The following is a 24,783-nucleotide window of genomic DNA, read 5'->3' as shown; positions in this document are numbered from 1 at the left end:
CTCACGAAAGCCGGTCGGTACCTCGGCCCGATTCTGAGAATAAGTAGTAGGTACGAACCATGAGCGCACGGCACTTCCTCTCGATGCTGGATTACACGACCGACGAACTCCTCGGTCTGATCCGCCGCGGCAGCGAGCTGAAGGACCTGCGTGACCGAGGCGTGCTCTACGAACCGCTGAAGAACCGCGTGCTGGGCATGATCTTCGAGAAGGCCTCGACGCGGACGCGGATTTCCTTCGAAGCCGGCATGATCCAGCTCGGCGGCCAGGCCATCTTCCTCTCCCCGCGCGATACCCAGCTGGGCCGTGGCGAGCCGATCGCCGACGCCGCGCGGGTGATGTCGCGGATGGTCGATGCGGTGATGATCCGCACCTTCGCCCACAGCAACCTGATCGAGTTCTCCGAGAACTCCCGCGTGCCGGTGATCAACGGCCTGTCGGACGACCTGCACCCCTGCCAGTTGCTGGCCGACATGCAGACCTTCCATGAGCATCGCGGCAGCATCGCCGGCAAGACCGTGGCCTGGATCGGCGACGGCAACAACATGTGCAACAGCTACATCGAGGCGGCCATCCGTTTCGACTTCCAGCTGCGCGTGGCCTGCCCGGAAGGTTACGAGCCCAACGCCGACCTGCTGGAACTGGCCGGCGAGCGCGTGAAGGTCGTGCGCGAGCCGCGCGAAGCGGTGGCCGGCGCGCATCTGGTGAGCACCGACGTGTGGGCCTCGATGGGCCAGGAAGACGAAGCGGCCGCGCGCCTGCGCCTGTTCCAGCCATATCAGGTAACACGTGCGCTGCTCGACGGCGCGGCGGCGGATGTACTATTCATGCACTGCCTGCCGGCCCACCGTGGCGAAGAGATCAGCGAAGACCTGCTGGACGACGCGCGCTCAGTGGCCTGGGACCAGGCGGAAAACCGTCTCCACGCCCAGAAGGCCCTGCTCGAACTGCTGGTCGAGCACGCCCACTACGCCTGAGAGCCTGCCCATAATCTGCCTGCGCGGCCCCGGGCGGCGTTGGAATCAGGTAAAAAATGCTCATTCAGCAGGCGTAAACTGCGCTTTTTTACCTGATTCCGCCTGGCCCGGACTGCGCTCGGCGAGATTCTGAACAGGCTCTACGTTCAATGACCCAAACGCTACTGCTCACCCTCGACGATCTTTCCTGTGGCTATGAACAGCAGCGTGTGGTGCAAGGCGTCAGCCTGCACCTGAACGCCGGCGACATCGGCTGCCTGCTCGGCCCCTCGGGCTGCGGCAAGACCACCACCCTGCGCGCCATCGCCGGTTTCGAGCCGGTGCAGAGCGGGCGCATCGAACTGGCCGGCGAAGTGATTTCCCGCCCCGGCTTCACCCTGTCGCCGGAGAAGCGCCGGATCGGCATGGTGTTCCAGGACTACGCGCTGTTCCCGCACCTGTCGGTGGCGGACAACATCGCCTTCGGCATCCGCAAGCATCCCGAGCGCGAGCGCATCGTCACCGAACTGCTGCAGTTGGTGAAGCTCGACCGCCTCGGCCAGCGTTACCCGCACGAACTCTCCGGCGGCCAGCAGCAACGCGTGGCCCTGGCCCGCGCGCTGGCCCCGCAGCCACAACTGCTGCTGCTCGACGAACCCTTCTCCAACCTCGACGTGGAGTTGCGCCGCCAGCTCAGCCACGAGGTACGCGACATCCTCAAGGCGCGCGGCACCAGCGCGATCCTGGTCACCCACGACCAGGAAGAGGCCTTCGCCGTCAGCGACCACGTCGGTGTGTTCCGCCACGGCGTGCTGGAGCAGTGGGACACCCCGTTCAATCTCTACCACGAGCCGCAGACGCCCTTCGTCGCCAGCTTCGTCGGCCAGGGCTATTTCATTCGCGGCCAGATGCACGGAGCCGATGCGGTGCAGACCGAACTGGGCGTGCTGCGCGGCAACCGCGCCTACAACCTGCCCGACGGCTGCGCGGTGGACGTGCTGCTGCGCCCGGACGACCTGGTCCCCGCGACCGATGGCACGCTGAAGGCGCGGATCGTCGGCAAGTCATTCCTGGGCGCGGCGACCCTCTACCGCCTGCAGTTGCCCACGGGCACCCTGCTGGAGTCGATCTTCCCCAGCCACGCCGATCACCAGCCCGGCGATGAAGTGGGCATCAGCGTCGCCGCCGAGCACCTGGTGCTGTTCCCCGCCCAGGGCAGCGTGGAAGCGCACCAGGCCCTCGGCCACCAGCGCTGAACCTCAGAGGACCATCCGGCCACTGGCGATCAGCCGCGCGTGGCCAGCGATGCGCACCCGGTCGCCCTCGAGGCGGCACCACAGTTCACCGCCGCGCGCCGAGCACTGGTAGGCGCGCATCTGCAACTTGTTCAGACGCTGCGACCAGTAAGGGATCAGGCTGCAATGGGCGGCGCCGGTCACCGGGTCTTCGTTGAGGCCGATGGCCGGGGCGAAGAAGCGCGAGACGAAGTCATAGTCGTCGCCACGCGCGGTGACGATCACGCCCAGGTACGGCATCCGCGACAGCGCCGCGAAGTCGGGCGAGCAACTACGCACGGCCTGCTCGGACTCCAGCAGCACCAGCAGGTGCACCGGCGTGTTCAGGGCGTCCACCACCGGCAGGCCCAGCGCCTGTTCCAGTTCCACGGTGCTGCCCACCTCGCTCGGCGGCTGCGCGGGGAAATCCAGGGCCAGCCGGCCTTCCTCGCGGAACACCCGCAGCGGCCCGGATTGCGAGTTGAGTTCCAGGGACTGGCCCGGCTCGCCGAACACCTCGAACAGCACATGGGCGCTGGCCAGCGTGGCATGGCCGCACAGCGGCACCTCGGCGGTCGGGGTGAACCAGCGGATGCGCCAGCCTTCGGCCTCCTGCACCAGGAAAGCGGTCTCGGACAGGTTGTGCTCGGCGGCGATCCTCTGCATCAACTCATCGGCCAGCCAGGCATCGAGGCGGTAAACCATCGCCGGGTTGCCGGCGAAGGGACGGTCGGTGAAGGCGTCCACCTGATGGAAATCGAGTTGCATGGCAGTCTCCTGAAAGTGATGCCCGAGCATGACAGAAGCCGATGGAGCACGAACCGTACAGAAGGGGCCAGACAGTCCCCCGCCCGCTTCAACAAGCAGCGACCGATCAGCTTCGACCGATGGGCGCGAATTTCGCCGAGGTCAGGCCCGCCAGGGTCGCGGCGCTCAGTTCCACTTCCAGCCCGCGCCGGCCGGCGCTGACATGGATGGTCGGGAAGCCCTGGGCGGATTCGTCGATAAAGGTGCGCAGGCGCTTCTTCTGTCCCAGCGGGCTGATGCCGCCCACCAGGTAGCCGGTGGCGCGCTGCGCAGCGTTGGGGTCGGCCATGTCGGCCTTCTTCACGCCCGCCGCGTGGGCCAGCGCCTTGAGGTCCAGGCTGCCCACTACCGGCACCACCGCCACCAGCAGTTCACCCTTCTCGCTCGCCGCCAGCAGCGTCTTGAATACCCGCGCCGGGTCGAGGTTGAGTTTCTCGGCGGCCTCCAGGCCATAGGACGGCGCCTTGGGGTCGTGCTCGTAGCTCAGCACCTGGTGTTCGGCGCGGTTCTTTTTCAGCAGGTCGATGGCGGGGGTCATGATCGGCAGGCTTCTCGCAGGCGGCTTTCCAGCGCATAACAGTAAGCCAAGGTGTGGCGCACTGCACGGTGTTCGCTTCACCGACGCGGATGAATCCCGTATGTTCACCGCCAGTCCCTGCCCGGACCTGCCGCCGGGGTTGCCGAACGAAATCCGCACAAGGCCGCCGCCATGACCGACCTTACGAACAAGAAATACGTCGTTGCCCTCGACCAGGGCACCACCAGCTCGCGCGCCATCGTCTTCGACCATGACGCCAACGTGGTCAGCGTGGCCCAGCGCGAGTTCGCGCAGATCTACCCGCAGCCGGGCTGGGTCGAGCACGACCCGATGGAAATCTGGGCGACCCAGAGTTCGACCCTGGTGGAAGCCCTCGCCCAGGCCAACATCGGCTTCGGCGAAGTGGCCGCCATCGGTATCACCAACCAGCGCGAAACCACCCTGGTGTGGGACAAGGCCAGCGGCCGGCCGATCCACAACGCCATCGTCTGGCAGTGCCGGCGCAGCGCGGCGATCTGCGAGCAGCTCAAGCGCGACGGCCTGGAGCAGCACATCCGCGACACCACCGGGCTGGTCATCGACCCCTACTTCTCCGGCACCAAGCTGAAGTGGATCCTCGACAACGTCGAAGGCGCCCGCGAACGCGCCCAGCGCGGCGAGTTGCTGTTCGGCACGGTCGACAGCTGGCTGATCTGGAAGCTCACCGAAGGCGAGGTGCACGTCACCGACTACACCAACGCCTCGCGCACCCTGATGTTCGACATCCACCAGCGTGACTGGGACGAGCGCCTGCTCACCGCGCTGGACATCCCGCGCGCCATGCTGCCCCAGGTACGCGCGTCCTCGGAAATCTACGGCCACTGCAAGGTCGGCGGCCTGGGCGTGCACCGCACGCCGATTGCCGGGATTGCTGGCGACCAGCAGGCCGCGCTGTTCGGCCAGATGTGCGTGGAACCGGGCCAGGCGAAGAACACCTACGGCACCGGCTGCTTCCTGCTGATGAACACCGGCGCCAAGGCGGTGAAGTCCACCCACGGCCTGCTCACCACCATCGCCTGCGGACCGCGCGGCGAAGTGGCCTATGCGCTGGAAGGCGCGGTGTTCAACGGCGGTTCCACCGTGCAGTGGCTGCGCGACGAACTGAAGGTGATCAACGACGCCCACGACTCGGAGTACTTCGCCACCAAGGTGAAAGACAGCAACGGCGTCTACCTGGTCCCCGCCTTCACCGGCCTCGGCGCGCCCTACTGGGACCCGTACGCCCGTGGCGCGCTGTTCGGCCTGACCCGCGGGGTGAAGGCCGACCACCTGATCCGCGCCACCCTCGAATCCATCGCCTACCAGACCCGCGACGTGCTCGACGCCATGCAGCAGGACGCCGGCGAGCCGCTGCGCGCCCTGCGCGTGGACGGTGGCGCGGTCGCCAACAACTTCCTCATGCAGTTCCAGGCCGACATCCTCGGCACCCCGGTGGAACGCCCGCAAATGCGCGAAACTACAGCGCTGGGCGCCGCGCTGCTGGCGGGCCTGGCCTGCGGTTTCTGGGGCAGCCTGGCCGAACTGAAGAACAAGGCGGTGATCGAGCGGGTATTCCAACCAGCCTGCGACGAGGCCGAGCGCGCGCGGCTGTATGCGGGGTGGAAGAAAGCCGTGGAGCGTACGCGTGGCTGGGCGGCCGAGGACTGACGCGCATGGCTCTTTGTAGGAGCGAGCTTGCTCGCTAACCGCCTGATGCCGACGTGCCAAGTGGGGTTAGCGAGCAAGCTCGCTCCCACAAGTTCATGACATACCCTGCCCACTCCGGCATCCTTGCCCCTTCGGCCCGTCCGCACGAGCACCGCGCATGAACCTGCCACCCCGACAGCAAAGCATCCTCGACCTGGTCCGTGAACGTGGCTACCTGAGCATCGAGGAGCTCGCCCAGCAGTTCACCGTGACCCCGCAGACCATCCGCCGCGACATCAACCAGCTCGCCGAACAGAGCCTGCTGCGCCGCTACCACGGCGGCGCGGCCTGGGATTCGAGCATCGAGAACACCGCCTACAACACCCGCGCCGACCAGATGCGCGACGAGAAGCAGCGCATCGCGGAAGCCATCGCCGGGCACATCCCGGACAACGCCTCGTTGTTCATCAACATCGGCACCACCACCGAAGCCATCGCCCGCGCCCTGCTCGGCCATCGCCACCTGAAGATCATCACCAACAACCTGCACGTGGCCAGCATCCTCGCCGGCAAGGACGACTTCGAAGTGCTGGTCGCCGGCGGCACCGTGCGCGGCGACGGCGGCGTGGTCGGCCAGGCGGCGGTGGACTTCATCGAGCAGTTCCGCGTCGACTTCGCCGTGGTCGGGATCAGCGGCATCGACGAAGACGGCAGCCTGCTGGACTTCGACTACCAGGAAGTGCGCGTCTCCCGCGCCATCATCGACAACGCCCGGCAGGTGTTCCTCGCCGCAGACTCCAGCAAGTTCGGGCGCAACGCCGTGGTGCGCCTGGGCCCGATCGCCCTGGTCAACCGCGTGTTCACCGACAGCCCGCCACCCGCCGCCGTGGCACGCCTGCTGACACAGCACAAGGTCCAGCTCGAGCTGGTCTGAACGCCACTCCAGTCTTTTCAATTTCGAATAATCTGACGAACGCCCGCGCGATTTCGCGCCTTGAACTGGTCATATTTCGTTCATGGAACTAAGATATTTTCGAAAACGAACATAAATACGTTCATTTCCACTCGAGGCGGCCCCCATGAACTCAACCCGCTCGCGCAACGCGCCCCTGGCTGAAGTCTATGACCTGGCCGTCGTCGGCGGCGGCATCAATGGCGTGGGTATCGCGGCGGACGCCGCCGGGCGCGGCCTCTCGGTGTTCCTCTGCGAACAGCACGACCTCGCCAGCCACACCTCCTCCGCCAGCAGCAAGCTCATCCACGGCGGCCTGCGCTACCTCGAACACCATGAGTTCCGCCTGGTGCGCGAAGCCTTGGCCGAACGCGAAGTGCTGCTGGCCAAGGCGCCGCACATCGTCCACCCGCTGCGCTTCGTTCTGCCGCACCGACCGCACCTGCGTCCGGCCTGGATGATCCGCGCCGGCCTGTTCCTCTACGACCACCTGGGCAAGCGCGAAAAACTGCCGGCCTCCCGTGGCCTGCGCTTTGGCCCGCAAAGCCCGCTGAAGGCCGACATCAGCCGCGGTTTCGAATATTCCGACTGCACTGTCGACGACGCTCGCCTGGTGGTGCTCAACGCCATGAGCGCCCGCGAGCACGGCGCGCATATCCACCCGCGCACCCGCTGCGTCAGCGCGCGGCGCAGCAAGGGCTTGTGGCACCTGCATCTGGAGCGCCGGGACGGCAGCCTCTACTCGGTCCGCGCCCGCGGCCTGGTGAACGCCGCCGGGCCCTGGGTCGACCGCTTCCTGCGCGAGGAACTGCGCCAGAAACCGCCCTACGGCATCCGCCTGATCCAGGGCAGCCACCTGATCGTGCCGCGCCTGTACGACGGCGACCACGCCTACATCCTGCAGAACGAGGACCGGCGCATCGTCTTCGCCATTCCCTACCTGCAGCACTTCACCCTGATCGGCACCACCGACCGCGAGTACCGGGGCGACCCGACGCAGCTCCAGATCAGCGAAGATGAAATCGATTACCTGCTGAACGTGGTCAATGCCCACTTCACGCGCCAGCTCGGCCGCGACGACATACTGCGCAGCTTCTCCGGCGTACGGCCGCTGTGCGACGACGAGTCGGACGATCCTTCGGCCGTCACCCGCGACTACACCCTGGCGCTGGACAACACCCCCGGTGAAGCCCCGCTGCTCTCGGTGTTCGGCGGCAAGCTGACCACCTACCGCAAGCTCGCCGAAGCCGCGCTGGAGCAACTGGCACCGTCGTTCACCGGCGTCATGGGCCCGCGCTGGACCGCCACCGCCCCGCTACCCGGCGGCGAATCGATGGGCAGCGTCGAAGACCTGGCGATCCAGCTGATGGGGCGCCTGCGCCAGCTCGACCCGGCCCTCGCCCGGCGCTGGGCCAGCACCTACGGCAGCCGCATCTGGAACCTGCTGGACGGCGCACAAGAGGTCGGCGAGCTGGGCGAACACCTGGGTGGCGGGCTCTATGCCCGCGAAGTGGAATACCTGTGCCGCGAGGAATGGGCGCGCGACGCCGACGACATCCTCTGGCGCCGCACCAAGCTCGGCCTGTTCCTCACCGAGCGGCAGCAGGAGCGGCTGGCACAGTTCCTGCGCAGCGAAAGTCCGAGGGAACCGAGCACACAGGTTGCCTGAGCGTCCGCGGTCGGATTGCAGGCCTGGAGGCAAACGCCATGCTCGCCGATAATGCTCGACGCCATCATCCCTGTGGCGTCGCTGTATCGAGACCTTCGTGGACCTGATTCTCAAGGCAACCCTCGGCGCCGGCGTGGTGCTGATCCTCGCCGCGCTGTCGAAGACACGCAATTACTACATCGCCGGGCTGGTGCCGCTGTTTCCCACCTTCGCCCTGATTGCCCACTACATTGTGGGCAAGAGTCGCTCGCTGGATGACCTGAAGACCACCATCGCGTTCGGCATGTGGTCGATCATCCCCTACTTCGTCTACCTCGCCGCGCTCTACCTATTGGTGGATCGCCTGCGCCTGGATTTGTCGCTGGCGATGGCGGCGCTGGCCTGGCTGGTGGCCGCCTCGCTGCTGGTGACCATCTGGGTGCGCCTGCACTGAATCAGGCGCGCTCGGCGATGGCGCAGTCGTACACGGCCTGCATGGCAGCGATGTCCTCGCCGGAAGTCCTTGCTGGAAGTGGCCGGCCAGCCGTAGACGGCCTCGACGTTGGGCGAGCAGGTCACCTGCTGATCAGGTTGTCGTCGCTGCCACAGGTCACTTGTGCATCGCGGTGCGCGAGATACCCAGCGCCGTGCCCGCGGTCTGCAGATGGTAATCCGTTGCCCGGAAGCCTCTTTACGCAGCGAGCGTGCTCGCGAACCGCCCGACGCCAAAACTCGCCGGGAAACGGATTCGCGAGCAGGCTCGCTCCTGCAAAGAGCCGCGCGACGCTAGAGCTGCGCGACATGCCCGCCGCCGTGATGCGCCCGCAGGTAAGGCAGCACCGCACCGAGCAGCGGCGCCTTGAAATCCTCCTGGAAGCGGTGCGCCATGCCGGGGATCAGTTTCAGCTCCGAACCACGGATATGCGCCGCCACATGCACCCCGTGCATCACCGGCAGCAACGGATCGGCGGTGCCGTGGACCACCAGGGTCGGCACGTCCAGGCGGTTGAGCAAGGCCACCCGGCTCGGTTCGGCGAGGATCGCCAGCAGTTGCCGCTGCACACCCTCGGGGTTGAAGGCACGGTCGTAGGACCGGGCCGCCTGCTCCAGCAGTTGCTGGCGGTCGTCGCGCACGTCGGGGCTGCCGAGCGCGGCCAGCAGGTCGGCCTGCTGCTCGATGGCCTGCTCACGGCTGGCGGCCTCGCGCCGGGCGAGCAGGCGCAACAGCGACTCGCTGGGCGCCGGCAGGCCCTCCGCGCCGGAACTGGTCATCACCAGGGTCAGGCTGATCACCCGGTCCGGCGCAAGGTCGGCGACGTGCTGGGCGATCATCCCGCCCATGCTCGCGCCCAGCACATGGGCACGCTCGACGTGCAAGGCATCGAGCAGGCGCAGCGCATCGTCCGCCATGTCGGTCAGGCTGTAGGGAGCGCTCACCGGCAGCCCCAGGCGGTAGCGGATCACTTCGTAGGTCAGGTTGTCGCTGGGCGTGGGAATGCGCCAGGCGGACAGCCCGACATCGCGGTTGTCATAACGGATCACCCGGAAGCCCTGCTGGCAGAGCGCCTCGACCACCTCGTCGGGCCAGTGGATCAGTTGGCCGCCCAGGCCCATGATCAGCAGCAGCGTCGGGTCCTGCGGACGGCCGATGCTCTGGTAGGCCAGGCGCACGTCGCCCAGGTCGACCAGATCGGTCGGCACCCTGGGATCGCAACGATCGCCGGCAAAGGAAAGCGAGGGCAGTCCGCACAAAAGGGCGACCGCCAGCAGGAAGGCACGCATGATGAAAATCCGGAACGCAAAACCCCAGTGGAACGGGATTCTGATGAATTTCCGTCATTCGCTCTGCCACAGGTCCGTGACAATTTGATGAAAGGCGCCGAGTGGTCACGGACGGCCCTTCCCCTGACCCTGATCAAGGGCGAAGTGCCCCACCGCTGGAGAAGATAAGGGACCACCGCACGGAACCGCTCACATGGCCTACCCCCTCCTGCTCATCCTGCACCTGCTCGCCGCGATCCTGTTCATCGGCACGGTGTTCTTCGAAGTCCTGATCCTGGAGAGCGTTCGCCGCCACGTACCGGCGCGGGCCATGCGCGCGGTGGAGGCCGCCGTCGGCCGGCGCGCCCGGCACCTGATGCCGTGGGTCATCCTGACCCTGTTCGGCGCCGGCCTGGGCATGCTGTACCTACGCTACCTGCCGCTGCTGGCCGATCCGCTGGCATCCCCCTTCGCCACCCTGCTCAGCCTCAAGCTGCTGCTGGCCACCAGCGTGCTCGGACACTTCGCCTTCGCCATGTACTCCTTCCGTACCGGCCGCATGACCGGCCAGCGCTCGCGGCGCATCCACTACAGCGTGTTCGTCCACGTGCTGGCCATCGTCGTGCTGGCCAAGAGCATGTTCTACCTGAGCTGGTGACACCCGCGCTCAGGCGAACTCGCGGCGCAACTGGCGGGCCGCCGCGACCAGGTTGATCAGCGCCGCCTCCGTCTCCGGCCAGCCACGGGTCTTCAGGCCGCAGTCGGGGTTGACCCACAGACGTCCGGCGGGAATCCGCTGCGCCGCCTTGCGCAGCAGGGCGACCATTTCCTCGGTACCCGGTACGCGCGGCGAGTGGATGTCGTAGACGCCCGGGCCGATCTCGTTGGGGTACTCGAACGCCTCGAAGGCCTCCAGCAACTCCATGTCCGAGCGCGAAGTCTCGAGAGTGATCACATCGGCGTCCATCGCGGCGATGGACTCGATCACATCGTTGAATTCGCTGTAGCACATGTGGGTGTGGATCTGGGTTTCGTCGCGCACGCCCGAAGCACACAGGCGGAAGGCCTCGGTGGCCCAGTCCAGATAGGATTTCCACTGTTCCCGGCGTAACGGCAGGCCCTCGCGGAACGCCGCTTCGTCGATCTGCACGATACGGATGCCGGCGCGCTCCAGGTCTTCCACCTCGTCGCGGATCGCCAGCGCCAACTGACGCGCCTGCACCTCGCGCGGCACATCCTCGCGCGGGAAGGACCACATCAGCATGGTCACCGGACCGGTCAGCATGCCCTTCATCACCTTGCCGGTGAGGCTCTGCGCATACCTGATCCACTCCACGGTCATGGCCTGCGGGCGGCTCAGGTCGCCGTAGATCACCGCCGGTTTCACGCAGCGGGAACCGTAGCTCTGCACCCAGCCGAAGCGGGTGAAGGCGTAGCCGTCGAGCTGCTCGGCGAAGTATTCGACCATGTCGTTACGCTCGGCCTCGCCATGTACCAGCACATCCAGGCCAAGCCCTTCCTGCAGCTCCACGGCGTGACGGATTTCGCCGTGCATGGCCTCCGCGTAGTCCGCTTCGGACAGTTGCCCCTGACGGAACGCCTGGCGCGCCAGACGGATCGCCGGCGTCTGCGGGAAGGAACCGATGGTGGTGGTCGGGAACAGCGGCAGGTCGAGCCTGGCTCGCTGCTTTTCGATACGCACGGCAAAGGGCGACTGGCGTCGCGCATCCCGGGGACGAATACCGGCCACTCGCGCCTGCACCTCGGGCTTGTGAATGCGCGGCGAAGCGGCGCGACGGGCCCGCACGGCCGCGTTCCCGGCCAGCGCGGCAAGCACCTCCGGCGCTTCGGGCTCGCTCACCGCCCGTGCCAGCAGCGCCACTTCGGCGCACTTCTGCACGGCGAAAGCCAGGGAATCCTTCAGCTCGGCCTCCAACTGCTCCTCGCGGTCCAGGTCCACCGGGCAATGCAGCAACGAACAGGACGGCGCAACCCAGAGCCGCTCGCCCAGCCGTTCGTGGGCATGGCGCAGTACCTCCAGCGCCGCTTCGAGATCGCAGCGCCAGACATTGCGGCCGTTCACCAGGCCCAGGGACAGCACCTTGTAGGACGGCAGGCGATCGAGAATGCTCGGGTACTGCTGCGGCGCGCGCACCAGGTCGATGTGCAGGCCGTCCAGCGGCAGGCTCGCGGCCAGCCCGAGGTTGTCTTCGAGACCGCCGAAGTAGGTAGCGATCAGCTTCTTCAGCGGTTCGCGCTGGAGCAGGTTGTAGGCGCGCTCGAATGCGTTCTTCCAGTCCTGCGGCAGGTCGAGCGCCAGGATCGGCTCGTCGATCTGCACCCACTCCACGCCCTGGGCGGCCAGACGCTGGAAGATCTGGCCATAGACCGGCAGCAGCCGTTCGAGCAAGTCGAGCTTGTCGAAACCGGCGTGCTCGCCCTTGAGCTTGCCCAGCCACAGGTAGGTCAGCGGGCCGATCAGCACCGGCTTGACCGCATGCCCCAGCGCCAGCGCCTCGTCCACCTCGTCGAACAGTTGCTCCCAGCTCAACTGGAACTGCTGGTCGACGCTGAACTCCGGGACCAGGTAGTGGTAATTGGTGTCGAACCACTTGGTCAGCTCTTGCGCAAAGCCGGGCTGCCCATGCGCACCGCCGCAGCAGGCATCGTTGCCGCGGCCACGGGCCATCGCGAACAGGGTCTGCAGCGTCGGCTGGCCGTCCTGCGGGCGGAAGCGCTCGGGAATCGCGCCGAAGGTCAGAGAATGGGTCAGCACCTGGTCATACCAGGCGAAATCCCCCACCGGCAGCAGATCGATACCGGCGTCCTTCTGTACCTGCCAGTGCGCGGCGCGCAGCTCGCGCCCCACCTTGCGCAGCCCGGCTTCATCCAGCTCGCCTTTCCAGAAGGCTTCCAACGCCTTCTTCAGTTCACGGTCGCGACCGATGCGGGGAAAACCGAGGGTGTGGGCCAATGCCATGACGGAAACTCCAGTCCAATACGTCAGATGCAGGCATTGTCGACAGCCGGGTGTTCATGAGACAAACTCAATTCCTTCGCGTTGAAATCAAGTTTTCCTCATATTGAGATCGAGGCCGGCATCATGCTTGAACTCCGTCACCTGAAAACCCTCCACGCCCTGCGCGAGGCCGACAGTCTCGTGGAGGCGGCCGAGCGCCTGCACCTCACCCAGTCCGCCCTCTCCCACCAGTTCAAGGAGCTGGAGGAGCGCCTGGGCCTGTCGCTGTTCATCCGCAAGACCAAGCCGGTGCGCTTCACCAGCGCCGGCCTGCGCCTGCTGCAACTGGCGGATTCCGTGCTGCCGCAACTGCGCGGCGCCGAACGCGACCTGGCGCGGCTGGCCGGCGGCACCGCGGGACGCCTGCACATGGCGATCGAGTGCCACAGCTGCTTCCAGTGGCTGATGCCGACCATCGACCAGTTCCGCGACGCCTGGCCGGAAGTGGAGCTGGACCTCGCCTCGGGCTTCTCCTTCGCCCCGCTGCCGGCGCTGGCCCGCGGCGACCTCGACCTGGTGGTGACCTCCGACCCGGTGGACCTCGCCGGCATCACCTATGTGCCGCTGTTCACCTACGAGGCGCTGCTGGCGGTGGACAACCACCATGCGCTGTCCGGCAAGTCCTTCATCGTGCCGGAAGACCTCGCCAGCCAGACGCTGATCACCTACCCCATTGAACGCGACCGCCTGGACATCTTCACCCGCTTCCTGGAACCGGCCGACATCGAGCCGGCGCAGGTGCGCACCTCGGAACTGACGGTGATGATGATGCAACTGGTGGCATCCGGGCGCGGCGTCTGCAGCCTGCCCAACTGGGCGCTGCACGAATACAGCTCGCGCGGTTACGTCACCGCCAAGCGCCTGGGGGAGAAAGGTCTGTACTGCACGCTGTTCGCGGCGATCCGTGCCGACATGCTGGACGCGCCGTTCATGCGCGACTTCCTGCTGACGGCGAAGGACACCTCGTTCGCCACCCTGGAAGGGGTCAGCGCGGCGAAGGGGTAAGTCGCGAAGCGCTTGCGGGGCCGATGTTCGGCCGATGTTCGCGAGCAAGCTCGCTCCTACAGGTAGCACCTGCTCTTCGTAGGAGCGAGCTTGCTCGCGAACGAATGCCCACACCCATCAGAACAGCGCAATGCTGTAGCTCAGGTACAGGCGGTTCTCGTCGACGTCGCGGCTGAAGTCGGAGCGGTAGGTCGCGTTGCGCCAGGTCAGGCCCAGGCCCTTCAGGGCGCCGCTCTGCAGCACGTACTTGATGTCGGTGTCGCGCTCCCATTCGCGGCTGCCCGCGCCCGAGGTCGGCTGCGCGTCGCGGCCGCTGAAGTAGCGGGTCATGAAGCTCAGGCCGGGCAGGCCCAGCGGGGCGAAGTCGTAGTCGTAGCGCGCCTGCCAGGAGCGTTCCCCGGCCTCGGCGAAATCGCCGTACTGGCCGAAGTTGATCAGGTAGGGATCGGTCCCGTCCAGGTATGGAAACGCGCTGTCGCCGTGCATGCGCTGGTAACCCAGGCCGATGGCGTGGCCATTGTGCAGGCGGTAGGTGACCAGGCCGCTGAAGGAGCGGTTGTCGATCCTGCCGCCGCGCCCATCGCCGGCGTCCCTGCTGAGCGCCAGGCGCAGGTCGGTTTCCAGGCTGTCCGCGCCGATGCGTGTCTGGCTCTTCAGGCCGAGGAAGTGCTGGTCGTAGACATCCTCCAGCTCGCCGTAGTGGTAGCTTCCGGTCCAGCCCGGCGCGAACTGGTAGTCCAGGCCGCCCAGGTAGAAGTGGTCGGCCTGCACCGCCCCGGCGAAGCGGCCGTTGCGGTTGAACAGCGCCAGGTCGCTGGTGCCCGCCTCGTTGCGCTGGCTGACCTCGTCCAGGCGCCCCAGGTTGAGGGTCAGGCCGCTCACTTCGCCGGAGGTCAGCAGGCCGCCCTGGAACACCTGCGGGAACAGGCGGCCGTAGTTGGGCTGCACGGTGGGCAGCTTGGGCACCAGCGCGCCGATCTTCAGCTCCGTGCGGGAGATGCGCAGCTTGGCCGTCGGATCGAGCCTAGCATAGTCGTCCGCCGCGCGCCCATCGCCCTGCACCGGGAGCAGCCCGGTGCCGCTGCGGTCGGGACTCGAATCGAGCTTGACGCCCAGCTTGCCGAGGACGTCCAGGCCGACGCCGAGCGTGCCGGCGGTATAGCCCGAGCGGTAGTCGAGGAGAAAGCCCTGGGCCCACTCATCGCTCTTCGAGCGGCCGGCGCCGTCGCGGAAATCGCGGTTCATGTAGAAATTGCGCATGGACAGGCTGGCCTTGCCGTCCTCCAGGAAACCGTCGGCCAGCGCCAGCGGCGGGACGCAGCAGGCAGCCAGGGCGGCCGGCAGGAAAACGATGTTTTTCTTGTTGTTGTTCATCGATGCTCTCCAGAAATCTCCAGGGCGCCGGACGGCGCCCCGTCCGCGCGCCTCAGACGCGCTCGATCACCATCGCCACGCCCTGGCCGACCCCGACGCACAGGCTGACCACGGCGTAACGCAGGTTGCGGCTGTGCAACGCCCGGCTGGCGGTCAGGACCAGCCGGGCGCCGGACGCGCCCAACGGATGGCCAAGGGCGATGGCGCCGCCATTGGGGTTGACCCGTGGGTCGTCGAAGTCCAGGCCAAGCGCCTTCAGGCAGGCCAGGACCTGCGAGGCGAACGCCTCGTTGATCTCGATGAGGTCGACCTCGTGCAGGCCGAGGCCGGCGCGCTGCAGCGCGACCTGGATCGCCCGGTGCGGGCCGATGCCCATGATGCGCGGCTCCACGCCGACGCTGGCGGAGGCCAGGACCCGCGCCAGCGGCCGCACACCGTGGCGCTCGCCGATCTCGCGGTCGCCGAGCAGCAGCACCGCCGCGCCGTCGTTGATGCCCGAGGCGTTGCCGGCGGTCACCACGCCGCCGGGGAACAGCGACGGCAGGCGGGACAGCGCCGCCAGGTCCGATTGCGGGCGCGGATGCTCGTCGTGCTCGACCAGCAGCACCTCGCCCCTGCGCCCGGACGGCACCTCGACGGGCATGATCTCGCCGGCGAAGAAACCGGCCTGCAGCGCCGCCTGGTAGCGCGCCTGGGAGGCGGCGGCGAAGCGGTCCGCATCCTCCCGGGCGATGCCGAACTCGCGCGCCACGTTGTCGCCGGTCTCCGGCATGCTGTCGTTGCCATGCCGCTCGACCAGCCGCGGATTGGCGAAACGCGCGCCGATGGTGCTGTCGAAGACGTTCAGCGCCCGGCTGAAGGCGCTGTCCGCCTTGCCCATGACGAACGGCGCGCGCGACATGCTTTCGGCGCCGCCGGCCAGGTACAGCCGGCCCTCGCCACAGGTGATCGCGCGCGCCGCGTCGATCACCGCCGACAGGCCGCTGGCGCACAGGCGGTTGACCGTCTGCCCCGGCACCCGCCAGGGCAGGCCGGCGGCGAGCAGGGCGTTGCGCGCCAGGTTGCGGCTATCCTCGCCGGCCTGGTTGGTGCAGCCGAGGATCACATCCTCCAGGTCGTCGACAGCGAAGCCGGAGGTTTCCACGACCCGCGCCAGCAGCGCGCCGACCAGGTCGTCTGGGCGTACCCGGGACAGGGCTCCGGCATGGCGGCCGAACGGAGTGCGCAGGCCGGCGTATATATAGGCATCGAGCATGATCAGGTTCTCGCAGGGAAAGAGGGATGGTCAGGCCGGCAACGGGTTTTCCGGCTGGCACAGGGAAATCCCCAGGCTGGCGCGGCGGCGCAGCCAGGGGCTCGGGCGGTAGCGCGGGTCACCGTTGAGCGCGTGGATGCGTTCGAGGATGCGCAGCAGGCGCGCGGCGCCCAGCCGGTCGCCCCACTCCAGCGGCCCGTGGGGATAACCCAGGCCGAGACGCACCGCCAGGTCGATATCGGCCACCGAGGCGATGCCCTGCTGGGCGATGTCGCAGGCCAGGTTGACGATCGACGCGAGCGTGCGCTGGACGATGAAGCCCGTGCTGTCGCGGATCACCGTCACCCCGGCGCCATCGCGGGCGAACAGCGCGTGGGCGGCGCGCTGCATGTCCGCGCGGGTCAGCGGGTTGAGCATCAGGCAGCGATGCTGCGCGAGGTCCGCCAGGGTATCGACGGCCACCACTCGCGCCGGATCGACGGCGAAACGCTGCGCGGCATGGGTGGCATCGTCGCCGAGCGGCGCCAGCAGGCACAGCGCATCGTCGGAGGGACGCTCGCCGGACTCGACTTCGGCGCCCAGGCGCTCCAGCAACGCCAGCAGGCGGGTACGGCCGAGCTGGTCGTCGGCGCCCAGCCACACCGGCGGCGACACCGTGCAGGCCGGCGCGGCCTGGGCCGTAGCACGCGGCGCCGCGCCTTCGCCGTCATATGGATAGAAGCCCTGGCCGCTCTTGCGCCCCAGGTGCCCGGCCGCGAGCATCTGCCGCAGCAGTGGATGCGGCCGGTAGCGCGGCTCCTCGTAGAACTGCCGGTAGACCGACTCCATCACCGGCAGGCTGACGTCGAGCCCGATCAGGTCGAGCAGCTCGAACGGTCCCATGCGGAAGCCGGCGCTTTCGCGCAGCACGGCGTCGATCGCCGCCGCGTCGGCCACGCCCTCGCCGAGGATGCGCAGCGCCTCGGTGCCGAACGCGCGTCCGGCGTGGTTGACGATGAAACCGGGAGTGTCCCTGGCGCGCACCGGCTGATGGCCCATGACGCTGACCAGCTCGCACAGGCGTGCGCCGACCTCGCCGTGGGTGGCGAGGCCTTCGATCACCTCGACCAGGCGCATCAGCGGCACCGGGTTGAAGAAATGCAGGCCGGCGACGCGGCCGGAATCGCGGCAGACCGAGGCGATGGCGGTGATCGACAGCGACGAGGTATTGCTCGCCAGGATGGTTCCCGCGTCCAGCACCTCCTCCAGCTGGCGGAACAGCGCCTGCTTGGCTTCGAGGTTCTCGACGATGGCCTCGACCACCACCTGGCAGTCGCGCAGCGCCTCCAGGCTCTGCGCGACGTGCAGGTTGCCGACCGCCCGGTCGGCGGCCTCGGCCGTCAGCCGGCCCTTTTCCACCCGCTTCGCGAGGATCGCCGCGATACCGTCGCGGGCACTCTGCGCCGCGCCGGCGCGGACATCGAACAGGTACGCCTGCAGCCCGGCCTGCGCCGCGACCTGGGCGATGCCCTGCCCCATGGCGCCGGCACCGACGATGCCGACGCTGGTGATCGGTTGACTGCTCATTCTCCGCGATACTCCGGCTTGCGCTTGTCGAGGAAGGCGCGCATGCCTTCCTTCTGGTCCTTCGAATCGAACAGCAGCTGGAAGGCCTTGCGCTCCAGCGCCAGGGCGTGGTCCAGCGGCATATCCATGCCGGCCAGCACCACCTCCTTGATCTGCGCCAGCGCCAGCGGCGGCATGGCGGCCATGCCGCGGGCCAGTTCCAGCGCCCTGGGCAGGGTCTGGGCGTCGGCCACCACCTCGCTGACCAGCCCCATCGCCAGCGCCTCTTCGGCGCGCACCATGCAGCCGGTCAGCAGCATGCGCAGCGCCTGGTACTTGCCGACCGCCCGCACCAGACGCTGGGTGCCGCCGGCGCCGGGCATCACGCCAACCTTGATCTCTGGCTGGGCGAAACGCGCGGAGGCACCGGCGACGATCAGGTCGCAGTGCATCGCCAGTTCGCAGCCGCCGCCCAGGGCGTAGCCGTTGACGGCGGCGATGACCGGCTTGGCGCAGCGGGAAATCGCCTGCCAGTGGCGCTCGACGTGGCGCCGGTAGATCTGCAGCGCGCCGGCATCGACCATTTCGCCGAGGTCCGCTCCGGCGGCGAATACTTTGTCGCCGCCGGTGACGACGATCACCCGGGTCTCGGCGCAGTCGTTCAATTGCACGAAGTGCTCGGCCAGCTCCTCGCGCAGGGTCATGTTCAGGGCGTTCAGCGCCGCCGGGCGGTTCAGCCGCAGCAGGGCCACACCCTCCTCCGGACGTTCCAGCAACAGCGTGGATTCGGGGCGCACGGCCCCCTGGCAAGAGCTCATGACGATCTCCGGCTATTCGATTCGGGAAGTCGGCGGCCGGCGATGCCCGGCCGCTTCGACGGAGGCGCGTTTCAGCCGCGAACGATGCCGCGCTGGAACAGGGTCTCGATCACCTCGGGGGCAGGGCCGAGGTCTTCGAGCACCTCGCGGGTGCTTTCGCCCAGCGCCGGCGGCGGGCTGCGGTAGCTGGCGGGGGTGCGCGACAGCTTCACCGGCGAGGCGAGGCCACGGTAGTCGCCCATTTCCACCAGCAGCCCGCGATGGCGGGTGTGCGGGTGCTCGACCACCCGGTCCACCGTGGCGATGGCGCCGCAGGGCACGCCGAGTCGGATCAGCCGCTCGGCCAGCTCGCGGCCGTCGTGCGCCGCCAGATGGCCTTCCAGCACCTGCTTCAGCGCCAGGCGGTTGACCGAGCGCTTGCCGTTGTCGGTGAAGCGCGGGTCTTCCAGCAGTTCGCCGGCGCCCAGGTATTCGCACAGCCTGGCGAACTGCCGGTCGTTGCCGACCGCGAGGAAGATCGGCTCGGTGCCGGTACGGTAGCTGTCGTACGGAGCGATGTTGGGATGGGCGTTGCCGGTGCGCTGCGGCGTGCGGCCGGAAGCGAAGTAGTTCGGCATGTGCGGATGCAGCAGGGAAATGCCGCAGTCGTACAGGGCGATGTCGATGGACTGCCCGTGCCCGCTGAGCTGGCGCTCGTTCAGCGCCAGCAGGATGCCGACCATCGCGTTCAGCCCGGTGACCATGTCGACGATCGGCAGGCCGATGCGCAGCGGCTCGCCCTGCGCATCGCCGTTCACGCTCATCAGCCCGGCCATCGCCTGGATCGCCGCGTCGTAGCCGGGCAGCCCGCCGAGCGGACCATCGGCGCCGAAACCGGAAACCGCGCAGTGGATCAGCCGCGGGAAGCGCCTGCTCAGCACGTCCTGGTAGTCGATGCCCCAGCGCGCCAGGGTGCCGGGCTTGAAGTTCTCGATCAGCACGTCGGCGCCTTCCAGCAGTTGCAGCAGCACCTCGATGCCTTCCGGCTTCGACAGGTCGACGGCGATGCCCTTCTTGTTGCGGTTGACGCCGATGAAGTAGGACGCCGTGTCGCCTTCGAAGGGCGGCCCCCAGCCACGGGTCTCGTCGCCGCCCAGGGGTTCCAGCTTGATCACTTCGGCGCCGTGGTCGGCCAACGCCTGGGAACAGTACGGGCCGCCCAGGACCCGGCTCAGATCGATGATTTTCAGGCCACGCAGGGCACCGGTCGCATTGTTCATGGCAGCTCTCTGATTGTTATTGGTTGAGCGCGGTCAGGCCGGCAGCAGTTGCATGGCCTCGGCCTGCGACAGGCTCGCTTCGCCGACCACCCTGGCCAGCAGCTCCGCCCTGCCTGCCCAGTCCGCCAGGCGCAGCGGGTCGCGCGGCAGCAGCTTGTGTTCGAGGAGCAGGTGGGCCAGCGCCAGGCGGCGGTAGTCGGGCGCCTGACGGCCGGCTTCCCAGGCCATGAAGATCGCCGTGCAGATGTGATAGAGCGCGCTGCCCGCCTGGCGGACCTGCTCGTCCTGGCGCTGCCCGGCCACTTCGCGCATGCAGTCCAGGGTGCGTTCCAGGACCGACTCGAAGAGCGCGCGGCTGTTCTCCGCCAGCCCGCTGTCATCCAGCAGCCCGCGCAGGTACTGGTGCAGGGGCTCCAGGGCCTGTTCGCGGGTGACCGCGCGGGCGATGTCCAGCGCCACGATGTTGCTGGTGCCTTCCCAAATCGAGCCGAGGTGGGCGTCACGCACCAGGCGCGGGTCGCTCCACTCCTCGATGTAGCCCACGCCGCCGCGCACCTCCATGGCGTCGCCGGTCACCCGGCGGGCGTCGCGGCAGGCGCGGAACTTGATCAGCGGGGTGAGGATGCGCACGCATTTCTGCGCGCCGACGTCGCCGCCGTCGGCACGCGGCAGCAGCGTGGCGATCTGCATGAACATGGAGCGCGCCTGTTCGGCGGGCAGCATCATCTTCAGCAGTTGCTTCTGCATCAGCGGCATGTCGATCAGGTGCTTGCCGAAGGCGCGGCGGTTGCGCGAGATGAACAGCGCTTCGTTCAACCCACGGCGCATCAGGCCGGCGGCGCGCACGCCGTTGGACAGGCGCGACATGTTGACCATGTCGGCCATCTGCTGGAAGCCACGGCCGATCTCGCCGATCAGGTAGGCGGTGGCGCCTTCCAGGCAGATCTCGCCGCTGGCCATGGAGCGGCTGCCCAGCTTGTCCTTCAGGCGCAGGATGCGATAGGCGTTGCGCGAGCCGTCCGGGCGGATCTTCGGCAGGAGGAACAGGGTGACGCCCTGCATGCCTTCCGGCGCGCCTTCGGGGCGGGCGAGGACCATCGCCAGGTCGGCGTCCGGGTTGGAGCAGAACCACTTGTCGCCGTACAGCTTCCACTCGCCGTCCTCCAGCCGCGCGCGGGTCCGGGTGCGGGCGACGTCGGAGCCGGCGGCCTGTTCGGTCATGAACATCGCGCCCTGGAACAGGCTGTCGAAGTCACGCGAGGCCAGCGACGGCAGGTAGCGCTCGACCAGTTCCGGCGAGCCGTACCTGCGCAGGGTGCGGGTCAGCGAGTCGGTCATGCTGACCGGGCAGCAGAGGCCGAACTCGGCCTGCACGAACAGATAGGTGAGCGCGTATTTCACCAGCGGCGGCGGGCCGTCCGGGCGGTGGCTCATGGACGCCAGGCCGAGTTCGGAGTAGGCCACGCGCTCCAGCGCGACGAAGTCCGGGTGCTTGTGGATGCTCTGCACATCCTCGCCGCGGCGGGTGCGGGCGGCCAGCAGCGGCGGGTTCTTGTCCGCCGACAGCGCCAGCATGTCCAGTTCGTCCCCCGCCCGCGCGCCGAGCTGCTGGAGAACCGGCAGCCACTGGGCGAGCACATCGGGCTGCAGGTAGACATCGAGCAGCCGGCGCAGCCCCGGATCGCAGGAATACAGGTTCATCCCGCGGCTGTCCGGAATGTTCAGGTCATCTACGGGAAGTACTTCGGGCATGGACGTCATGGCGTAGCTCCTACTTGTTTTACGCCGAGACTAGGGGAAGGTTTCGATAAGTATCCAATACAATAAAAATCACCTACGATAAGAAAAACAAATCGTAGAAATGCGTGCGCCCCCTATGGACCTCAAGCAACTCCGCTACTTCATCGCCGTCGCCGAAGAGCTGCATTTCGGCCGCGCGGCGGCGCGCCTGTTTATCTCCCAGCCGGCGCTGAGCTTCGATATCAAGAAGCTGGAGGAGCAACTGGGCATCCAGTTGCTGGTGCGCAACAACAAGTCGGTGAAGCTGACCACCGCCGGCCAGGTGCTGCTGGAGGAGGCGCGCAACCTGCTGCTGCAGGCCGAGCAGGTGAAGCGCCTGACGCAGTTGTCCGCCAAGGGCACGGTCGGCCGGCTGCGCGTGGGGTTCGTCAACTCCATGCTCTATCGCGGCCTGCCGAAGGCGGTGACGCGCTTCGAGGAAGAGCACCCCAACATGGAAGTGGTGCTGATGGAGATGAACACCTCGGAACAGGCGCTGGCGCTGCAGCGCGGGCAGATCGACATCGGCTTCGTGCACTGGAGCAAGCTGCCGCCGGAGATCGTCTCCGAATGCCTGATCGCCGACCCGTTCCTCTGTTGCCTGCCCCCGCAGCACCCGCTGGCCAGCGGCTCGCGGATCGACCTCGCCGAGCTCAGGGAGGCGGATTTCATCCTCTTCCCGCGCACCGTGTCGCCGCACTACCACGACCTGATCATCGCTCGCTGCGTGGATGCCGGCTTCAGCCCGCACATCCGCCACGAGGCGCGGCTCTGGCAGACCATCGCCACCATGGTCAGCCTCGGCATGGGCGTCGCCCTGCTGCCGAAGACCCTGTGCCTGGCCTGGAAGGACCAGGTGAGCTGCCTGGAGATCGAACAGCCCGGCGCGCTCTCCGAACTCCACGCCATTCTCTCCGCCAATGACGCGCCGCAGGCGGCGGAAGGCTTCCTCGCGGTGATGAAGACCTGCCTGGCCGCCCCGTAGAGCCCGCGCGGCCCGCGCCATATGGAATCGATTATCGAACAATAAGATTAAAAGATTATTTATTTCACCAGGTGCCGCATAGACTCCGCTCACCCCGGGGCAAAACCGACCGCACGCAAGACGGCGAAACCTCTCGTTTCGCTTCCCCCGCCGCACCCAAACGACGCGGCAAGGACCTGCGTATCTGCGGAAAACAAAAATAACCAGGACTTGCCCTATGCACAGCACAACGCCCCGGGACGACTCCGTCCTCCACAAGAAGGCCCGCAAGGCGGGTATCGCCTCCTTCATCGGCACCACCATCGAGTGGTATGACTTCTACATCTATGGCCTGGCTGCCGCACTGGTATTTGGCAAGGTGTTCTTCCCCAGCGACATGGACCCGGGCCTGGCCACGCTGCTGTCCTTCGTCACGCTGTGGTCCGGCTTCATCGCCCGCCCGCTCGGCGGCATCATCTTCGGCCACCTCGGCGACAGGATCGGCCGCAAGAACACCCTGGTGATCACCCTGATCATGATGGGCATCGCCACCACCTGCATCGGCGTGCTGCCGGTCTATGCGGACATCGGCATATGGGCGCCGATCGCGCTGGTGGTGCTGCGCATCATCCAGGGCATCGCGGTGGGCGGCGAATGGGGTGGCGCCATCCTGATCGCCAGCGAGAGCGCGCCCAAGGGCAAGGGCATCCTCTACGCCGCCTTCGCCCAGCAGGGCTCGCCCACCGGCAACCTGCTGGCGACCGTGGTGTTCTTCGCCCTCAGCAGCCTGCCGGCCTCCGAGTTCATCCTCTGGGGCTGGCGCATTCCCTTCCTGCTCTCGGCGGCCCTGGTCATCATCGGCATGGTCATCCGCCTGCGGCTGGAAGAGTCGGAAGACATGAAGCGCCTGCTGCAACAGAAGAAGACCGTGAAACTGCCGATCGCGGAGGTGCTGAGCAAGCACTGGCGGATCGTCCTGCTGGGCGCCGGCGTGCTGCCGATCATCCACGTCACCTACTTCAAGAGCACCTTCGCCCTGTCCTGGGCGACCAAGACGCTGGGCTACAGCCAGGGCACCTTCCTCAGCATCATCGTCATCGCCCTGGTGGTGCAGTTCATCAGCCAGCCGATCGGCGCGCTGCTCACCTCGCGGATCGACATGCGCAAGGCCGTCTGCCTGATGGTGCTGCCGGAGTTCATCCTGATGCCGGCGATGTTCTTCGCGGTGGAAACCAAGATCTACTGGATCGCCGCCGTCGGCATGTGCCTGGCCACCGTGCCGCACGCGATGTTCTACGGCGCGGTGGGCGGCATCCTGGCCCGCGCCTTCCCCGCCCGCGTCCGCTATACCGGCCTGTCGCTGGCCTACCAGCTCTGCTCGCTGCTGATCGGCGGCGGTACGCCGGTCCTCGCCCAGTGGATTCTCAACAGCACCGGCAGCATCGTCGGCGTGGCCATCGCCTCGGCGATGTACGCGGTGGTTTCCCTGGCCTGCACCCTGATCCTGCTCAGGCTCACCGGCTTCCGCGCCAGCGACCTGTCCACCGCCGAGCAGGCCGACGCCGAGGAACTGCGCGAGGAAAGGAGCGCAGCCAGCAAGCAGGAACCAGTCGCTCATCAACCCGCTGCGCGACGAGCTCTCGCCTGAGTTCGGCGCGCGGCACCGACTACGCCCTCTTCCGGAAACAGCAGAGGGCGTTTTTCATGGTTCATCGCGCCTTCCCAGGCTCTGCGGAGAGCCCAAAAAAAAGACCCGCCATTGCTGGCGGGCCAAGAACGTTAACGATTGACTAGTCGATCAATCATTAGGGCGCCCTGTAGGAACAGGGCACGGACATATGATCCAACAGCTGACAGCCACCTCCAAGCCCAGATATCCGCGTAAGAAAAAACCTCAGAAGATTGGGATAAAGACTACATCGTCGGCATTTTCCTGAGGCACATGGACCTCAGGCTTCCGAACAGTAGATATTTCCCACTTCGTCCTCCGAAGACTGAGATTGAAGGGCGCAGGAACAGTGAACGAAAAAAGCCCATCCTCGCGGATGGGCTTCAGGGGGCTAACGGATGCAACGTCTTTCTCGTCGTCAGATGCCGCTGACGCCACGAGATGGGGATCGACGCGGCGTTGGGGCAATCATTGATCAGCAGCGCTGATTGACAA

General features: G+C 67.2%; 20 protein-coding genes. 10 read left to right on the top strand and 10 right to left on the bottom strand.

All coding sequences use genetic code 11. The features are described 5' to 3' along the window. Positions 1–59: 59 nt before the first annotated feature. A complete protein-coding gene (argF, locus tag H681_RS07100) occupies positions 60–977 on the top strand; it encodes an ornithine carbamoyltransferase (RefSeq protein WP_015476167.1) in 918 nt (305 codons plus the stop codon). Between the two features lie 149 nt (positions 978–1,126). Further along, positions 1,127–2,212 carry an ABC transporter ATP-binding protein gene (locus H681_RS07095; protein WP_015476166.1) on the top strand — a complete coding sequence of 362 codons (1,086 nt, stop codon included), beginning with the start codon at positions 1,127–1,129 and terminating at the stop codon, positions 2,210–2,212. A gap of 3 nt (positions 2,213–2,215) precedes the next feature. Here H681_RS07095 and H681_RS07090 read toward each other — a convergent pair whose 3' ends face one another. After that, positions 2,216–2,998 carry a PhzF family phenazine biosynthesis protein gene (locus tag H681_RS07090; RefSeq protein WP_015476165.1) on the bottom strand — a complete coding sequence of 261 codons (783 nt, stop codon included), beginning with the start codon at positions 2,996–2,998 and terminating at the stop codon, positions 2,216–2,218. A 106-nt stretch (positions 2,999–3,104) separates the two neighbouring features. After that, on the bottom strand, positions 3,105–3,575 hold the full coding sequence (gene ybaK / locus H681_RS07085) for a Cys-tRNA(Pro) deacylase (protein ID WP_015476164.1): 471 nt from the start codon (positions 3,573–3,575) through the stop codon (positions 3,105–3,107). A gap of 171 nt (positions 3,576–3,746) precedes the next feature. Here ybaK and glpK point away from each other — a divergent pair, with 171 nt between their 5' ends. The 4 genes from glpK (at position 3,747) to H681_RS07065 (ending at position 8,294) form a co-directional block, all read left to right on the top strand. Next, positions 3,747–5,261 carry a glycerol kinase GlpK gene (glpK, locus tag H681_RS07080; RefSeq protein WP_015476163.1) on the top strand — a complete coding sequence of 505 codons (1,515 nt, stop codon included), beginning with the start codon at positions 3,747–3,749 and terminating at the stop codon, positions 5,259–5,261. Positions 5,262–5,418: 157 nt separating this feature from the next. Beyond that, complete coding sequence (locus tag H681_RS07075) at positions 5,419–6,174, top strand: DeoR/GlpR family transcriptional regulator (RefSeq protein WP_015476162.1); 756 nt, start codon at positions 5,419–5,421, stop codon at positions 6,172–6,174. 145 nt (positions 6,175–6,319) lie between these two features. Further along, positions 6,320–7,861, top strand: a complete 1,542-nt coding sequence (gene glpD / locus H681_RS07070) for a glycerol-3-phosphate dehydrogenase (RefSeq protein WP_015476161.1) — start codon at positions 6,320–6,322, stop codon at positions 7,859–7,861. Between the two features lie 106 nt (positions 7,862–7,967). After that, entirely contained in the window at positions 7,968–8,294 is a 327-nt protein-coding gene (locus tag H681_RS07065; protein ID WP_177324596.1) for a GlpM family protein, read from the top strand. Between the two features lie 332 nt (positions 8,295–8,626). Here the strand turns inward: H681_RS07065 and H681_RS07060 are convergent, their stop codons facing one another. After that, a complete protein-coding gene (locus H681_RS07060) occupies positions 8,627–9,622 on the bottom strand; it encodes an alpha/beta fold hydrolase (RefSeq protein WP_015476159.1) in 996 nt (331 codons plus the stop codon). A gap of 193 nt (positions 9,623–9,815) precedes the next feature. Between H681_RS07060 and H681_RS07055 the strand changes: the two genes are divergently transcribed. Next, positions 9,816–10,259 carry a CopD family copper resistance protein gene (locus H681_RS07055; RefSeq protein WP_015476158.1) on the top strand — a complete coding sequence of 148 codons (444 nt, stop codon included), beginning with the start codon at positions 9,816–9,818 and terminating at the stop codon, positions 10,257–10,259. 9 nt (positions 10,260–10,268) lie between these two features. Here the strand turns inward: H681_RS07055 and metE are convergent, their stop codons facing one another. Then, on the bottom strand, positions 10,269–12,581 hold the full coding sequence (metE, locus tag H681_RS07050) for a 5-methyltetrahydropteroyltriglutamate--homocysteine S-methyltransferase (RefSeq protein ID WP_015476157.1): 2,313 nt from the start codon (positions 12,579–12,581) through the stop codon (positions 10,269–10,271). Between the two features lie 123 nt (positions 12,582–12,704). Between metE and metR the strand changes: the two genes are divergently transcribed. Beyond that, positions 12,705–13,625, top strand: coding sequence for a transcriptional regulator MetR (metR, locus tag H681_RS07045; protein WP_015476156.1), 921 nt, complete (start codon positions 12,705–12,707; stop codon positions 13,623–13,625). A 117-nt stretch (positions 13,626–13,742) separates the two neighbouring features. On the opposite strand, the gene H681_RS07040 is transcribed toward metR, so the two are convergent. From H681_RS07040 to H681_RS07015, 6 genes are all read right to left on the bottom strand, one after another. Then, positions 13,743–14,999: an OprD family porin gene (locus H681_RS07040; protein WP_015476155.1), complete on the bottom strand. Its 1,257-nt coding sequence runs from the start codon at positions 14,997–14,999 to the stop codon at positions 13,743–13,745. A 52-nt stretch (positions 15,000–15,051) separates the two neighbouring features. Further along, positions 15,052–16,254, bottom strand: a complete 1,203-nt coding sequence (locus H681_RS07035; protein ID WP_015476154.1) for a 3-oxoadipyl-CoA thiolase — start codon at positions 16,252–16,254, stop codon at positions 15,052–15,054. A gap of 30 nt (positions 16,255–16,284) precedes the next feature. Next, entirely contained in the window at positions 16,285–17,820 is a 1,536-nt protein-coding gene (locus H681_RS07030) for a 3-hydroxyacyl-CoA dehydrogenase (protein WP_015476153.1), read from the bottom strand. Continuing rightward, complete coding sequence (locus H681_RS07025; protein WP_015476152.1) at positions 17,817–18,617, bottom strand: enoyl-CoA hydratase; 801 nt, start codon at positions 18,615–18,617, stop codon at positions 17,817–17,819. Before H681_RS07025 ends, H681_RS07030 begins: the two co-directional genes overlap by 4 nt. A 71-nt stretch (positions 18,618–18,688) precedes the next feature. Then, entirely contained in the window at positions 18,689–19,876 is a 1,188-nt protein-coding gene (locus H681_RS07020) for a CaiB/BaiF CoA transferase family protein (protein ID WP_015476151.1), read from the bottom strand. Between the two features lie 33 nt (positions 19,877–19,909). Continuing rightward, positions 19,910–21,637 (bottom strand): acyl-CoA dehydrogenase family protein, encoded by a 1,728-nt coding sequence (locus H681_RS07015; RefSeq protein ID WP_015476150.1) that lies wholly within the window; start codon positions 21,635–21,637, stop codon positions 19,910–19,912. 115 nt (positions 21,638–21,752) lie between these two features. On the opposite strand from H681_RS07015, the gene H681_RS07010 reads away from it, so the two are divergent. Next, positions 21,753–22,640: a LysR substrate-binding domain-containing protein gene (locus H681_RS07010; RefSeq protein ID WP_015476149.1), complete on the top strand. Its 888-nt coding sequence runs from the start codon at positions 21,753–21,755 to the stop codon at positions 22,638–22,640. Between the two features lie 217 nt (positions 22,641–22,857). Continuing rightward, positions 22,858–24,267 carry an MFS transporter gene (locus H681_RS07005; protein ID WP_015476148.1) on the top strand — a complete coding sequence of 470 codons (1,410 nt, stop codon included), beginning with the start codon at positions 22,858–22,860 and terminating at the stop codon, positions 24,265–24,267. Positions 24,268–24,783 lie beyond the last annotated feature (516 nt).

Origin of the sequence: Pseudomonas sp. ATCC 13867 (assembly GCF_000349845.1) — a bacterium.
GTDB lineage: Bacteria > Pseudomonadota > Gammaproteobacteria > Pseudomonadales > Pseudomonadaceae > Pseudomonas.
Note: the sequence above shows the minus strand (reverse complement) of the source record. Positions and strands in the feature narration are given on the sequence as shown.